Raw genomic sequence first — 15,221 nt, forward strand, 5'->3', positions numbered from 1 at the left:
TTGTAAGAACTAGGTAATACTCTCGTTTAGCGAACAAGTAAGAGATTAGCAGATCGATTCTTCGTATTTTTTTACGTGGTGTTGAATAAAGAACATGCCCGCAGAACTCACTACATAATGCCCATCACCGCATCGGTACATAAAGTTACGATTCAAGAGAAAGCGCAGGCATGCATCCCAGTCATCTTTTGGCATTAGTGCCCCTCGAATACGGTCATACTGCTCATTTCGTTTGATCTCATCTATATGTTTAGCTTTAAGGCCAAAATGTTCATTGGCTAAATCATCTAGATCGAAACTTTTATCAGTCCAAAACCTAGCTATCACTAAAAGCAATGCTTGCACCTTAGTAGCATTTTCGTCCGCATCTTCTGAACTATCATCTTTACGAATGTGAAAAAATTCGCCTCCAGAGTTAAAAACCAGCTCAAACCCAATGTGCTTGTAAAGGAGGCTATAATGGCTATCCAAATGCTTATATAGCTCTGTATACAAAGGGTTCTCAATAAACTGCTGAGTATATGTTTCATAAATGCGCTTAGTGATCACTTTGCCAGACGAGAACTGGGAGTAGACTTGCTGACTGAGTTCGAGGTCAGCATAGTCGAAAGTGTTAGATATTAGGTTATTAGTCGTATGCATAAGTCTCTCGTACCTCCAATTTTATTTTTCTGTACTTAAACACATACCCACCTACCGTTATCTCATGAAAAATATTAGTAACTCTTGGAAGATGGTTGTGAAGGTTTAACTGGCCTACTGAATTTAGAGTCATTAGGGCTTCAAGAAGGTCAAGTATTTGGTAATCGTCCAACAAGCCCTCTAGCCTATCGCTCACTACTTTTATTAAATCATCACAACGCTCGAATCTCATCGAATACATTAGTTGCTTAACCTGTTTCACCCTTTCCAAGCGCGTGTCTAAACTATTATCTTTAGAGCTCTGTAAAAGAGATAAATCAAGCTGATTAACAAGTTTGTAATCTTCAAGCTTCGTGGTGATGTCCGTGGTTATATTATTAAAGTACGACTGTGAATCACTCAGTCGGAGGTCTTTGGGACGAGGCTGGTTCATCAAACCACAAAACAAACCTGATGTTTGAGCAAAATCTGAACTGATTCTTTTACGCCTTAAGTCCTGTTGTGTTTCTTTTAAATATTCCACTAACTCAGAAAATGCATTTTCGATTGCATTAAACTGGGTGAGCCTTTTCCTTGAGCGAGCTAAGAACTGATCAATAGATGTAGATATACGACTTATGTCTTTATGATAAGCATTAAATGAAATTGCATATCGGAGCATGGTCGAAGCTTCACTATCTAAACTATGCACTTCAAACAACCTTTTAAGCTTTTCCAAACATGCCAATAAATTTGCCCCATCTCTAAGCACCACTTTCTCATCCAGAAAAGCTCTAGTGGGTAGGATATGTCTCACCAAAAGGTTTGATATATGTTCAATATTGTCTTTTTGTAATGCTTGTACGACATTAGGGTTGGTAGCCTTCAGGGCTTTCTCACTCTGTTCGCTCAAGTCCCTGTTCACATCTTCCATGCGAGTAAGGTTTCTACGAATTAGACTTTGCAGAGCAGCAAGAGCTCGAAACAAAGCTCCCAATGCCTCCTTGTAGTCCAAGTCTTGGGGGTTAAAATCAAGGCTACCACTGTCAAACCTATCAGTTAGCTCCCTTAATGCAACAAGCCTTGTGTTTAACTCTATATGGGTAAGTTCTTGGATTAAGCTTCTATCAAACAGTCTAAAAATGTCCAGTACTGCTTTATCGAAAAACAGCCTCCCAGCACCTTCGAAATGATCAATATCAGACAAAATATGTGAATTAATCAGATTATCCTTTGAAAAAGCTACTCTGACAGCATTTTGCTGAGTTGTGTCTCCTTCCAGCGTTTTGAGACACTTAAATACAGCTGCATTAAAATCGTATTCACGTACATACGATTCACCATATGTATCCATTGACCTTATCGACTCAAGCATGATGGCTTTATACTCCATCATTAACTTAAATGTCGGAAGTGTATCTAGAACTTGGCTATTCATCAGTCTCTCCAAAAATACACATCTGATCTTCCTTCGCTACGCTTGGTTTAATGATGTACTCAGGTTCACTAGTAAAGGCAATCTGACGCTCAGGATGATAAGGAAGACTTGTTTTCATCGAGTCAATTTTGAAGTAGTAGCCAAAGAGTAATATCAACTCACTAGATACTGAATGTGTAGATGCACTTAGTACTCTAAAACCCGACTCATTGAGTTGTGGCAAAAGCCACTGAAATTGCGAGAGATCTACAGAAGCTCCCTCATCTATAATTAATGGGAAAAATACTTTACAGCTCGATTGCTGGACAGATTTTAGTAACACTTCAACTAGTTTGATGTTTATTAGCATCACTGTCGAAGTGGACTGAGATTTTGTCTCAAGACTCTTCGCGCCCTGTTTTTTAACATGGTAGTTGATTCCCGTGAGTATTTTTTCCATAGTTAAAGTGGATGCTGTGCCTTCATCAAAAAACTCTTTGCTAAAGGTCTTGAGTCGATCCACAAACTCACTTGAAAGTCGGCTATCGGCGTATAAGTCAATGTGTGCTACCTCTGCCAATAGTGCTTCGAATCGACTATTAACACCGATTTTAGCTTTTACTTCCGATAAATCATTTATGGTCGCTTTCTTAAACTCAGTGTTAATAAACCCTTCAAAGCTATCAATTAGCTGTCGGTTTTTCTCAAGTTCAGTAATGATTCCATGAATCTCACTCTTAAGGGCAACAAACTGCCTTTTCAGATTAGCTATCTCTTCATCCACATGTACAAATTTTGACTCAATCTGCTTATATGTATGACGAATTTGTTCATCAGAAAGAGTCGCGGTAAACAAGTCGTCATCATTGTCGATGACACCTTCTTTAACCAAAAAATGTATATTGGATATAACGCCACTACGCGCCCGCACTTTTGCTAATAGTGCATTTTCCAGACTTTCAAAAAACTGTTCCGACACTTCAACGTTTTCAACACTTAGCTTCTCCAGTGGAAAATCTACAAGTTGATGTCGAGCTAGGCTATTACTCACTCTCTGGCTCAAGCCTTTAAGTTTTTCTAAATTTGAGTTGAAGTTACTTAAACTCTCCTTTGATTCAGCTAGCTCCCTTTGAGATATGTCTAGACTATTTTGGGCTTTAGATAATGAGTTTTCAGCTTCTTCAACTTGTTGGGTTAAAGATCGTACTTCCTCATTGGCATAGTTAGCGGTTTGGAGGTTGAACTCATAGCTCTTAAGTTTGGTAAGTTCACTGTCATATCGTTCTAGTTTACGCTGTAACCTAGCTATTTCAGTTTGAGTAAGGATATCGCTTTGGTTGCCAATTTTATCTAACTCATGCAACTCATCCTCAAAAGCAGCTAAGTTCTTAGTTCTCTGCTCAAGCTCTTCTTCTGTTGAATGTTCTTCAATCAAACTGGCAATATTTAGAGTTCTATCAAAGAAACGATATTGCTGATTATCTCTTTCAAAAAGAGCTAAAAATCCTTTAAAACGATCTAACTCTGTTTCTGTTAACCTACGACCAGGGTTAGCTTTGGAAATAATACTATTTATCGAAGATAGTATTTGATAGTCGCCATGCTCTAACTGCTTTGATAAGAAAAATTCTTTTAACTCTAAGCTTCGATTAAGTATTCTGATGTGCCTATTTTCATCTGCTATTAACGTCTTCAATTGATCAATACGCACCTTCCTTTTAGATGCATCTTTTAAGTTGTCGAGATTGGATACCTCTTCATCAAGCTCTTCAGCAAGGATCTCTTCAATTTCAGAAATAGGCTTTCCAAAGTAATCATCGATGATCCTTTTCGCTGTATCTAGCTGAGGTTGTAGTTTCTCCAATTTCGCACTTTCCTGTTTAAGGGCTCCCTTCAACTCATTGAGGTGTCGTTGTGCGTCATCGTGAAACTTTTGGTTATTCTTGTTCTGCTCAAGCGCCAAATGTATCTGGTCTTCAAGCAACTTGTGTTCTTTAGCTTTAGAGTCCAACTCCCCTCTAAGCACACGATCAAATTGCAGCAACTTAGTTTCTGCACTTTGGTTGTCTGTTAAAGTGGCGTACGAGATAGAAAGTTCTTCAAATTTTGGTTTTAGATTTTTTACTTTCTGTAGATGAAGTTCCTTATCGCCAAGCATCTGGTTTCTATTCAAAAACTCATTGATATCAAGGCTTAATTCGTCTTTACGCTCTTTCTTAGTAGACTCAATTATGTTGGCAATAGCCAGCCTAACAGCATCGGAACCAGTCTTCATATCAAACAGGAGCTTAACTAACGCTTTAAAGGAGTTAATACTGGCATCATCTAACTTGCTCAATGGAAATAAGCAATAACGCATAGCATTTACATCAAGTAAATCATTTGCATACAGCGCTTCTTTGATTGCCTGAGGACGCTCAATAGTCTTAAAGTGCTTAGGATCTCTTTCTTTTAATGCTTTCTTAACATAGTCGATCGATAGGTTTTGTACTGCGCCTCCTATACCATCTTCTCCAACACTTGAATCCCAAAATAGATCTTTTATGTTCTGGTAAGGAAGAGATGTAAACATCCTTTTGTAAGACTTAGACTCACCTCTATACAGAATCTGACAGTGTGGAACTGGGCCGCCAAGAAAATTCTCACATTCTAAAATCAAGAAACTCGATCTACTTGGGAAATAATGCTCATAACTCTCATCATCCGTATAAGGTTCACCTTTGTTATTCATGAACCCAAACTTTTGAAAGCTCTTCTTGAAGTTTGTCTCTGGCAGTAGAAACAACCGAATCGCATTAAGTATTGATGTTTTACCAACATTCCCCTTCGCAATTATGATCCCACCATTTCTAAGATCGATTTCTGCGATAGCCACCCCCACAGAGTCGACAACAATCAATCTTGAAATACTTATGCGAAAATCTTCCATCATCTTATCCTTATGGTAGTAGGGCTTCTTGTTCCAAAAATGCTCTATGTGTATGTAACAATTGTTTTTCTTGTTCGAGGTTTAACTCACTGGCAATAGAAATCGCTTGTCGCCATTCAGAAACAGACTTGGGCTTCAAATTGAAAAACGCTTCAAACTTGCCCCAATCAACTGGCGAAAGCCAATGGCAATCTGACACGTTCATTGCTAGTGTTCTAAAAATCTTCAGACCACCTAGATCTAAGTCTCCCGCTACGTAGATCCGTTTGTAGTTCGTAAGAAACTTTAAATTTAGGCTGTTATTGATTTGTGTCCCTGCACCAAACAAAAAGTCAGTTTGCTCAATCAACTCTTCACGTCCTATGCTTTCCATAAAAGACATGTACCGATAAAAATTCTCTATGTTCTCAATGACCACAGCTTGATCGTTCAGCTTGGGTAAGGAACTAATCACCCCACCTTCTGATGAAACAATCACATATGGAGTATTCGGAAAACTAGTCGTGTTAAATAAGAGGATATGAGAAAAACTTGTATTAATAGCGTGTGATTTGCCTTGCTTAGCGCCATCGGTTCGACTTGAAATATCCTTTGTATAGAATGAGGAGTGACGTTCCTCATCTAACACCTTTAGCACGTGTCCTTTGCTTACACGCTTTGCTTTATAGATGGACATCCACTGTTCAGGGTCTTTCAAACTAAGCTTCTCAATAAACCCCTTCAAGTTTATCGGCAAGCCTTCTTCGATCTTGGATAAGTAGTCATTGACGTTCATTGTAGTCCTCAACAGTCAGAAATTTATACCATAAGTAACACGTCAAGCAACATTGCTAGAATCAACTAGTGTCATATTACACTGGAATCAAATGATTCGTTAGAGTAAATTAGTACAGTTCATTTTGATAAGGGTAATCATTATGCGTTGTGTCGAATCTCCGCAAACCAAACGACTAAGGCTTATTGATTTCTATCTCTGCTTCTTTGGGAAAGTGAATCGCTCCGACCTTATTCAGCATGGTGATATTGCCGTTGCTACAGCAAGCCGTTCTTTTAATGCTTACAAAGAACGTTTTCCCGACAACACGGTTTTCAACGAAAGCTTGCGAGCATACATGAGGTCAGCATCGTTTAGCCCAGCTTTTGAGCATGACCCAGAAGCAGCTCTGAGGTTAATAGCATGGGGTCAGGAGCTTAACTCCATTCCAGTAACAACTTATGGTGTAAGCAGCTTTGCGACAGTGTTGGATTCACTATCCATTGATATCGTCTCTCAAGTCACAAGGTCGATCCTTAATAAGCACTGTATTTCTGTCCTGTACAGTTCCTCAACTAGCACCGAGACTAGAACCCTGACACCTCATTCTCTATTCAAAGGGCTTGGGGCTTGGCACATCCGTGCTTGGGACAGTAAAAGACGTAAATTCCTGTGCTTTAGAATAAGTAGAATTCTTAAGGCTGAACAAACTGACTGCTCATACGACAGGACTATAGAGGACGATACTCTTTGGAACCGTGACGTTGTCCTAAGTGTTGCACCGCACTCTAAGCATGAAAATAGAAATGACTTAGCTATTGATCTTGGTATGGAGGGTCAATACGTGCGAAACATTACAACCAACGAAGCGTTAGCTGGTTACGTGCTAAATGACCTCCACGTAGACTGCACACCTAATGCTTCTTTGCCGCCGCATGCCTTTAACTTGCAGTTGATGAATAGACACGAGCTAGAGCATGTTGACTCTATTCGAGCCCTAGTACCTGGATTTAAATCAGGAAACCGATGACCATCACTAAACACCAAATTAGCGTATAGACAGCTATACATATTTGTTTTGTATATCCTTAACGAGTAGGACAATGAGCTTGAAAGCTACCTCAGATACTGGCTGGGTTAAGCCGATTAATCAGATTACTGGCCTCGACCATTTAGGAGTGCAAGCTCCATGCATCGAAGTCTACGGTAAACTTCTTCCTGGGATAACTAATGTTACCGATAGAGCTCGGTACTATTCGTTCTACGCATGGGTGTTTTATGCCTTCGAAAGGAAAAAGTGGTTAGATAGTGACACTTTTTTAAAAATGTTCCGAAGAGCAGACTGTCTATTCACACTTGCTGCTATGGCACATGAAACAAGTGATAACAGTACAGTTAATCACTCTGGAGCTCTTGTAGGCAAGGATACATTTCAGAAACACTTCGAAGAGATCACCTCAGGGAAAAAATTCAAGCTATCGCAATTTAGCCATACTAATCCTGATTCCTCTCGATACTTTAAGAACTCCTTTGGCGGCCTAGGACAGTATTACTTTGGCACACTTTGCAACCTAAAAATACTAGCGGGCGAGTCTCCTAAAAACGGGAAGCTCATTGAAGAAGTAGGACTAAAACTAGCCAAAGCATTTGACCAAAACGTCAACTCATCACTTTTTTTGGAAACTATTGAAAATGATGAGTTTACCTACGAAACTCTGACTCATTTAAAGTCATTCTGCCCATGTAATCTATCATGCGACAGTGAAGAACGAACTCTTTTAATTAGCCTATTCACCAAAGGTTTCGCGTCACTTTATCAAACAGAGTACGAAACTGACTTTCAAGCTCTCAACCGCGTTGAATCAATGGCTTACATCCTTGCTCTCACCGAGCATATTACTAAAACAGACACATCTCAAAGTTTTGATGTGGCGGCCTTCCGAAAACTTGCTTATACAAATGCTCTTCAATACTCAGGTAAATACGAGCACCTTTGGAACATTGAATCTAGCTGGCAAGATTACGCTAGAAATGAGATAGCCTCTATTGCCATGCAGGGAATATTTTACTGTGTTCTAAAAGCAACTGAATCTCGCAGACCGAACTTCAAAGACACTCGGTCAATAGCTTTGTGGTACTGGCAAGAAGGGCCTGGTAGCAAGGTAACATCAAATTATCATCACCAACAATTCGATCAAACCTTGTCTCAACTTTCTGTTCAGTTACCTAACTATGAGCGATGGGATGAAAACAACCATGAAGTGACTCTTGCCCACAGAGTGGAGAAACTTACAAAGAATGGCAGTAACGATTTAGAATCCATAACTAAAAATTGCTTAATGATCTTGGCAGCACTGGTTTCCCGCACTCAGAATAAGTCGGGGTATAACAGTGTAGAGCTCCAGAAGAGCTTTTTAGATAGATACCCACTCAATCTGCTAGCTATCTGTGAAACTTTAAATACCCAATTGAATAAACAATCTACTCTGTCAGCGTTGATACAATTAACTCACCATGGCTTACTTGAGAACCACTTTCTTATTGCTATGAGAAAGCTAAGAAACCAACAACAGATGACCTTCCGTTTCCTACCCAGTGAATTTGGTATCGAAATAATAAAGCCACCCCCAGCAGTTTTTACGTCACCAAGGTTTAAGCAAGTTATTCAAATTATGGCAGATCTTGGCATGGTTCGTATAACAGAGAACTCTTTTCTAGTAGAACCTGCGGGCTATGACATTCTGAAGGTGAGCTCATGAGCAGCCCTATTTCACTCATAGAAGAGCTGAAGAAAGGTGGTTATGATTCATGCCTAATGACAAGCTACTCTATTAACTTTGCATTCTATGAAGAGTACCTTCTTCGAAAAATGCAAATTGCTGGTGTGACAAATCATTTACTGTTCGTTGATAATCGCATGTTAAAAGCGGCTATCCAGAATTTTCCACCCAAGTTTGCTGGCTACGCATACGGCATTGCACCTATGAAATGTAACCAAGCATTTCACCCCAAAGTGTATATGCTCCTTGGTAAAAAGAAAGGCTTGCTTGTAGTTGGAAGCCACAACATGACTCTATCTGGTTTCGGCAGGAACTTAGAAGTTACAAATGTAATTAGGTTCGATGAGAAATCTAACGAAGAAGATCTTTCTATTTTTAAAGATGCTTTTCATGCGTTTGAGGTATGGCTCAATGATTATGGGCAAAGCTCGCCTCAGATAGTTAGAGAGATGTTGGGTAAAGCCAAGGCTTTAGCTCCATGGATTAAAAAGAAGCCAAAGCTACCTAGTAGCAATAGCTTCCTATTTTCGTCCTATTCCAATAAAGAATGTCTTTGGAGAAGTCTCCAAACACACCTACCAAAAACAGTTGACAAAACATACGGCGTTTCAGCGTTCTTTGACAACTCGGGACAATTCGTTTCTTCTCTTTCTGAGTTATCTGTAGCTAAACCCATTATTGCAATACAGCCTAAAAGCGTTTGCCTGAGTACCACAATACTTCATAGCGGCACCGTAAAATTTGTGGATATAAAATCTATCCAACCTGATGGTATGTCAAAGTTCACGACATACGCTCATGCAAAAGCTTTAGTATTTCTCGCCAATCAAGAAACATTCTTCATATCTGGTAGTGCTAATTTCAGTAGCAATGCATGGCTTAAAACTGGCAGTAATACTAACGCTGAGGCAATGCTTCTCCTCCGAAATGGAGATGCAAAAGAGGCAATAGTCTCGACCAACTTTTTGCATATGGAAGCGTCAGAAGAAGTACTGGAAGTAAATAGTAAAGAGCTTAGCGAAGGCTCTACAGACACTACACATATAGAGTTGATGTTTGTTGAACTACAACTTAACCAGTCTCTAGAAATCGAGCTTATGGATAGCCAAAGAGGTTGTCAGCCGTTTTACAAGGATGAGTTTGGCGATTATTACCAAATTGAACATACTCTGGAAAATCAGGTCATTATTATATCTGAGCAGTTGTTAGGCTGCGGGAGACTGATCTATCTACTCCATAATGAGGAGTTAATCGCTACTGTCGTCACACATAACGTCCCCTCGCTAGAGAAACTATGCGAGTCTTCTGAAGAACGCCAGTTAAGACAGGCTGTTTCATCATTAAGCACTGATTACCCTCAATTTGATCTTCTATTTAACTGCATTGAGAAGCTAACACCTCAATTACGCCGTCCTGTTGGTGCATCTGAAAAATATATACCACAAACTCATGATGATACGGATGAGAGAGATTCGCTCATTGTTAGTATTGTTCAAGAAAACGACGCCAGCACCAAGTCAGGAAGGCGTGCCATATCGTCGGATGGATTAAACCTAATCTTAGATATGTTTCTTCACACCATACCTTCTATCCAGACAGGCAGCAATTCTCTATATAGGGAAGACCATTTAGGACGCAATGAGGAAGAACTTGTCGGAACTGATGATGAAGATACCGCTGAAAGCCCAAGTATTTCTCCTGAGCAAGTAGAATATGTACATAAAAAGCTCACAAAAATACTTAATAAGCTTGAAAAAGTATATGTTTCGAACTCGGATAATGAAGCCAATAAAATGAGTTTTCTACTAATGGCCTTCGTTGTAATTCATAACCTTAGCCGTCACGAGTTTATTGTCGGTTCACATGAAATCAAGGTACAGCCGACTCTAGACAATGCCAACAAAGCAAAACCAATAGTTGATGAGAAGCACCTTAAAAAACTTAGAGAGATCTCTTTTGTCTGTTTCTTTAATGAAAAAGAATCTCCAATTCAGATCCTCAATGACAGTGAAAATATATACAACAGCAACGAATACACCCAGTTGTTAGCATACGTCTCGTGGTTACTTTTTAAGTTGGGCATAAGCTATAGCGATGCTCCACGGCTATCAAAAAGCGTAAAAGAATGCGAAATCATTCACCAAGCAAACGCTCAAATGCTATTTCTGATGCAAAGGTTAGATGGTGATGAAAAGGCTTTTAAAACTGCGGAAAGCTTATTTGAAGAGGATTCTCCAAATGCTCTAGAATGGTTATACAGATCGATATCTGAAACTGAGCTCTTACTTTATGAAGACAGGCCCCTTTATTCTGGATATCAATTAGTTAAATCGAAATGCGGTGGCTTTAACGGATTCTGTTTCGTTGACAAGAAAAGAAATAACAGCCCATCAGTACAACTTGCCACTGTAGGTTCAAGCTTAATATTTAGCCGAAAATCATTAGACATTGCATTTTGATACGCAAATCTAAGAGCTACAACCGCACCTAATAAAACTATTACTCGCGAAATAATCACTCGTAAACGTTCAGTTCGTAAAACGCGGTTTGCAAAGTACGGTTCGGGTTTTACGAACTGAACAATCACTCTAAACGAGAGAATTCTATTGAAGAGAGAGTTTCCAACTTAGTTAACCAAACCTGCTGGCTTCATTTGCCATTAAGCGATGGAGTTTCCAACTTGGTTATTTTTAAAGAGTATTCCAGATCGTTGATTTAGACGGCTGGCAAGTTTCCATCTTAGTTATCTGTGATCATTTGTAGAATCTAAATAGACAAAGGCGAACCGTTTGGTTCGCCTTTTTGTTTTTATTGCTGATGCATTAACTCACTTCTGGACAAAACCTTGTTACGAATCCGTGGTGATGGCGAGATCTTGGATAAGTATTGCTAAGGTAATTTATTCAAAACACCTACGAACTAGTGGTTAGTTTTACTCATCCACTACAGTATCTGCATCATTACAATGTAGCTTTCGCTTTTTCCGACATCCTCTACCTGCATCACTATCGGCCACAAAGGCTTTCCCAAAGGGAGTAACACATAGAACCAATAATAGAAGATAACCTGTAAAAATCCATATGCACCAAATCTCACAAAAATCTGACACGCCGTGAGATAAATTGTGACTAAATGCTAATTAACTGTGAGGGCTTTATTTAATGTTTGTTGCTTTTTAGGGTTTGGGCAGCGCAATTTCGTGTTCAACTGCAATTCTTTGGGATAAAGCTTTCAGAAATCAGCAGGTCGAGCAGTCAAAAGAGTCCATGAGAACATTCAGCAACATTAGAAGAAGTAATCTAAAACTACAAATTTCTATTTAGAAGCACATTCATAAGCTTCTTCCATATTGAATTGCTTATTTATGCCAAAGATTAAGTGGAAATACTTCAATTGTGAAGTTGGAAAAACTTCGAGATCGTTGTATGCAGGTATCTATGTCGAATTGGAGTTTTTAAACCCATGGGCTCTCCTATTAAAGTTCCTAGTTCATCTATTTAAAAAAGAGTAAGGATAGAGATATATGGATCAAGAAAACAGAAAACTGAAAGTACCAGCAGTCGCGGCACTTGCTGTAACCTACCGAGGCGATGAGCTGTTATTGGTACAGCGTTCAAAGGAGCCCCAAAAATATGGCTGGGGTTACCCGGGAGGGTCTGTTAACCCCGGTGAATCATTGCATGACGCTGCTCGCAGAGAGTTATTTGAAGAAACGCAAATTCATGGTTCACCGGAAAAAACGTTTGATGTGATCGAAGTTAATGAGTTTGATGCAAGCGGTGAGCACCACCATTTTATTTTGATTGTGGTATTGTGTCGTTATAAATCAGGCGATGCAATCGCGTCAGATGACGCAATCGACTGTCAGTGGATGCCTATCGAGCAGATCATGTCAGAACAAACCACATTGATTGAGCATGTGGGCGTCGTTGCAAGGTGTGCAGCAAAACTAATAGCCCATAATTTACTCGTTTGAAAATGCGTTACAATGACTCGTAACTTGTTTCGGGGCAATACTGAGTTACAGTCCATAAAGCACCCAATCTCTTCAGATCAAAGAGTTATTGCTATTATCATATACTAAAAACAACGCCAACAAGCCCTATCCATATGTTATTTAAGGAAAATAATGAGTTCAAAAATAACCATGAGAACTTATAACAAGTACTCGAAAGGACATTCTCACAAATATCATCAAATCGTGCTCCCTACCAAAGGGTACATTGATTTAATCTTAGATGGAGAAGTTTGCACTATCGCTTATGGTGACTGCATAATCATTAGATCCGGTTGCTACCATGAATTTAAAGCACGAGAAGATTTCCGATTTCTAGTCATCGATATTTATGAACTTCCCGACTTTCTAAGTCACATTCAAAGTACCGTTATCCGGCTTGATGAGTCAGCCAATACGTTTGTTCGATATATTGAAAAGCAACTTGAGGTGGATTCTATCGAAGAATTAGAAGAATCTATTTTGTCACTACTATTCGCGATCCTCGCTAAACAAGATCTCGGGAATAAAATCGATTATCGGATCAAAAAAGTCATCCAGTATATCAATCAAGATTTATCCAAGAACTACTCTATTGAAGACTTGTCGGCAGTAGCATGCTTAAGCCACACACAATTCAAAGTGGTTTTTCGAAAAAATATGGGGCAGACGCCTTTCAAGTATCTTACGAAATTACGCATGGAGAATGCTAGAGTATTGCTCAACAATACTGACCTGCCAATATCAATAATTTCAGAGAAAGTGGGCTTCACTTGTCAGTCTTCATTCACCCGTTGCTTCAGTAATCATTTTTCTCAATCACCGAAACATTATCGTGCCAAGCGTTGAACTTTTTCAGCAGGAAAACGACGATAGAAGACAATGGCCAACGCAACAACAAACATCCCGACTATAGTGAGCAGACTGATTTGAGTGCCAAATAGCGCATAATCAAAAAAATATGCCAATAACGGTATCGCATAAAATAACACGCTAACTGATGATGCCCCATCTTGCTTGGTCATGTGCATCAGCAACAACAATGCCCCTACTGAAACCCCCACAGACATCCAAACAAGTGATATCAAAAATTCTGGCGTCCAAATAATACTCCCCCCAACCAGAACGTTGATCCCCATAAGAATGGGGGTAGCTAGTACACTCTGGCACATTGCACTCAATAACACATGACTGACAATACTCGCTTGCAACACCGTACCAATCGTTATAGAAAAAAGAGCAGCAATGCCAAATACCACTCCATATGCCGCTAATTGCGTGAGGTCTTTCGCGCCATAAATCGAAATCACTAACCCGAGAAAACCCAACAGCAAAAGTGCCAATTGACGACGACTGACTTGTTGCTTACATAAAAATGGGGTTAGCAGCGGTTGTAAGCCCAGAATTAGTGTCACCAACCCCGGAGAAATTCCGGTATCAATCGCCAAAAAATAAAATGACAGATAACAAACTTGAAGAAGTGCCCCTACCACCAAAATTCTTCGTAGCTCAGTTTTTGAAGGGCTACGAATCAATGATGGTTTACGGTAAGAGTAAAGCCAAAACAACATTATTAAGCAACACATGGAAACCAAAGATCGGGCTGCTAGGAAGCTCCAAACTGATGCGTATTGAAGCCCGAACTTAACCACCACCGCACCACTACTCCAGATAAAAAGAAATAGGAAAGGAGCTAACTTATTCATAATCAAACTCATCAGCTTAAACGTTAAGATTAAAGCTTATCGGGTAGTCTGGATGCGCTTTTAAAGAATCATAAGGAAATGAGACGTACCCCTCCAATGCTGGTTTCCGAGTGAAAAAAATCAACATATCTCTTGTTGCATCTTTAGCAGGATTGGATGCTTCTACTGCCGTCAAGCTATGTTTTCTCTCATTATCGCAAATCAACAAAGTATCAAGGAAGTTCAAATGTTGTTTCTCATCCAATATAAATGTCGGATCAGCTTCGTGCCATTTTAATGCGTTTTTTTCTTTCATATGATGAATAAAGGTTTTGGCGCTATGGTCTGTCATATTTTTGTGCCCCAATAATGTTGTCATTGTGTGGTCAACACCATCAGTATGTACTCCCTCTAGAGCAGGCTCACCGACCAAGCTTGGAGAAGTAACTGTACGCAGATGGAAAACTGTCGACACCCAATTTGGAGAATCGTAGTTCAAATACTTTCGTGGAGCCGTTACGACATCATGGCAAACAAGGTGCTTAAATAAGAGTAAAGATTGGAAGATAGAATTATGTTGTAGTCGGTCATTTAAGCCTCGAAAATGTCTAATATCCCCCGAATCATGGCGAACAAAGTCCTCATCAAAAGATAGAACAAATGGTTGAAACTCTGTTCGATAACAACATTGCTTTTCCAAGTTATAGCAAAACCTTCCATTTCTTGAACGTCTAAATGCCAACGTTATGCCAACGTTGGATCATTAAATAGCTGCTCACTAATTACTTTCATTTCCTCCACATGAGCTGGATTTGCCCCAAGCTCTACCAAAATATTTAATAATTGTGTTCCTGGAATAAATACACTCCGATAGTTGATATAACTTTCCTTTATTTTCTGTATAGTTTCTTGAGTCGATTTTTTCATTTACTAGCCGTAACGTCTTATTATTTGTTAGTGAATTAATTAAAGCCCATAACAATCTCTTACATAAAAAATAAGTTAGAGCAATTTCCAGTCACAATATAAACAATCTATTAC

At 39.4% G+C, this 15,221-nt stretch carries 12 protein-coding genes; 5 read left to right on the forward strand and 7 right to left on the reverse strand.

The window, feature by feature from the left end:
* Window positions 1-45 precede the first annotated feature (45 nt).
* Genes BIW15_RS11960 through BIW15_RS11975 form a run of 4 tightly spaced genes read right to left on the reverse strand, consistent with a single transcriptional unit; the run spans window position 46 to window position 5,742 of the window.
* Entirely contained in the window at window positions 46-642 is a 597-nt protein-coding gene (locus BIW15_RS11960; protein WP_077281093.1) for a hypothetical protein, read from the reverse strand.
* The gene (locus tag BIW15_RS11965; protein WP_077281094.1) at window positions 629-2,059 is read right to left on the reverse strand and encodes a hypothetical protein; all 1,431 of its coding nucleotides are present in this window, start codon (window positions 2,057-2,059) and stop codon (window positions 629-631) included. The genes BIW15_RS11960 and BIW15_RS11965 overlap by 14 nt, the downstream gene beginning before the upstream one ends.
* Window positions 2,052-4,970 carry a DUF1749 domain-containing protein gene (locus BIW15_RS11970; RefSeq protein WP_140289583.1) on the reverse strand — a complete coding sequence of 973 codons (2,919 nt, stop codon included), beginning with the start codon at window positions 4,968-4,970 and terminating at the stop codon, window positions 2,052-2,054. The genes BIW15_RS11965 and BIW15_RS11970 overlap by 8 nt, the downstream gene beginning before the upstream one ends.
* A gap of 7 nt (window positions 4,971-4,977) precedes the next feature.
* On the reverse strand, window positions 4,978-5,742 hold the full coding sequence (locus BIW15_RS11975) for a Wadjet anti-phage system protein JetD domain-containing protein (RefSeq protein WP_077281096.1): 765 nt from the start codon (window positions 5,740-5,742) through the stop codon (window positions 4,978-4,980).
* A 142-nt stretch (window positions 5,743-5,884) separates the two neighbouring features.
* On the opposite strand from BIW15_RS11975, the gene BIW15_RS11980 reads away from it, so the two are divergent.
* The 5 genes from BIW15_RS11980 to BIW15_RS12000 all read left to right on the forward strand — a co-directional run bounded on the left by BIW15_RS11980 (window position 5,885) and on the right by BIW15_RS12000 (window position 13,344).
* Complete coding sequence (locus BIW15_RS11980) at window positions 5,885-6,751, forward strand: WYL domain-containing protein (RefSeq protein ID WP_055465059.1); 867 nt, start codon at window positions 5,885-5,887, stop codon at window positions 6,749-6,751.
* 73 nt (window positions 6,752-6,824) lie between these two features.
* Window positions 6,825-8,480, forward strand: a complete 1,656-nt coding sequence (locus BIW15_RS11985) for a hypothetical protein (RefSeq protein ID WP_077281097.1) — start codon at window positions 6,825-6,827, stop codon at window positions 8,478-8,480.
* Window positions 8,477-10,960 (forward strand): hypothetical protein, encoded by a 2,484-nt coding sequence (locus BIW15_RS11990; protein ID WP_077281098.1) that lies wholly within the window; start codon window positions 8,477-8,479, stop codon window positions 10,958-10,960. The genes BIW15_RS11985 and BIW15_RS11990 overlap by 4 nt, the downstream gene beginning before the upstream one ends.
* Before the next feature lie 1,064 nt (window positions 10,961-12,024).
* Entirely contained in the window at window positions 12,025-12,477 is a 453-nt protein-coding gene (locus BIW15_RS11995; RefSeq protein WP_077281099.1) for an NUDIX hydrolase, read from the forward strand.
* Window positions 12,478-12,630: 153 nt separating this feature from the next.
* Window positions 12,631-13,344 carry an AraC family transcriptional regulator gene (locus BIW15_RS12000; RefSeq protein ID WP_021448654.1) on the forward strand — a complete coding sequence of 238 codons (714 nt, stop codon included), beginning with the start codon at window positions 12,631-12,633 and terminating at the stop codon, window positions 13,342-13,344.
* Here the strand turns inward: BIW15_RS12000 and BIW15_RS12005 are convergent.
* Genes BIW15_RS12005 through BIW15_RS25215 form a run of 3 tightly spaced genes read right to left on the reverse strand, consistent with a single transcriptional unit; the run spans window position 13,326 to window position 15,107 of the window.
* Window positions 13,326-14,201 (reverse strand): DMT family transporter, encoded by an 876-nt coding sequence (locus tag BIW15_RS12005; RefSeq protein WP_025505835.1) that lies wholly within the window; start codon window positions 14,199-14,201, stop codon window positions 13,326-13,328. The two genes, BIW15_RS12000 and BIW15_RS12005, sit on opposite strands and share 19 nt — an antisense overlap.
* Window positions 14,202-14,217: 16 nt before the next feature.
* Entirely contained in the window at window positions 14,218-14,922 is a 705-nt protein-coding gene (locus tag BIW15_RS12010; RefSeq protein WP_256856995.1) for a 2OG-Fe dioxygenase family protein, read from the reverse strand.
* Between the two features lie 2 nt (window positions 14,923-14,924).
* Window positions 14,925-15,107 carry a hypothetical protein gene (locus BIW15_RS25215; RefSeq protein ID WP_140217128.1) on the reverse strand — a complete coding sequence of 61 codons (183 nt, stop codon included), beginning with the start codon at window positions 15,105-15,107 and terminating at the stop codon, window positions 14,925-14,927.
* Window positions 15,108-15,221 lie beyond the last annotated feature (114 nt).

The organism is Vibrio sp. SALL6 (assembly GCF_002002385.1).
GTDB lineage: Bacteria > Pseudomonadota > Gammaproteobacteria > Enterobacterales > Vibrionaceae > Vibrio > Vibrio parahaemolyticus.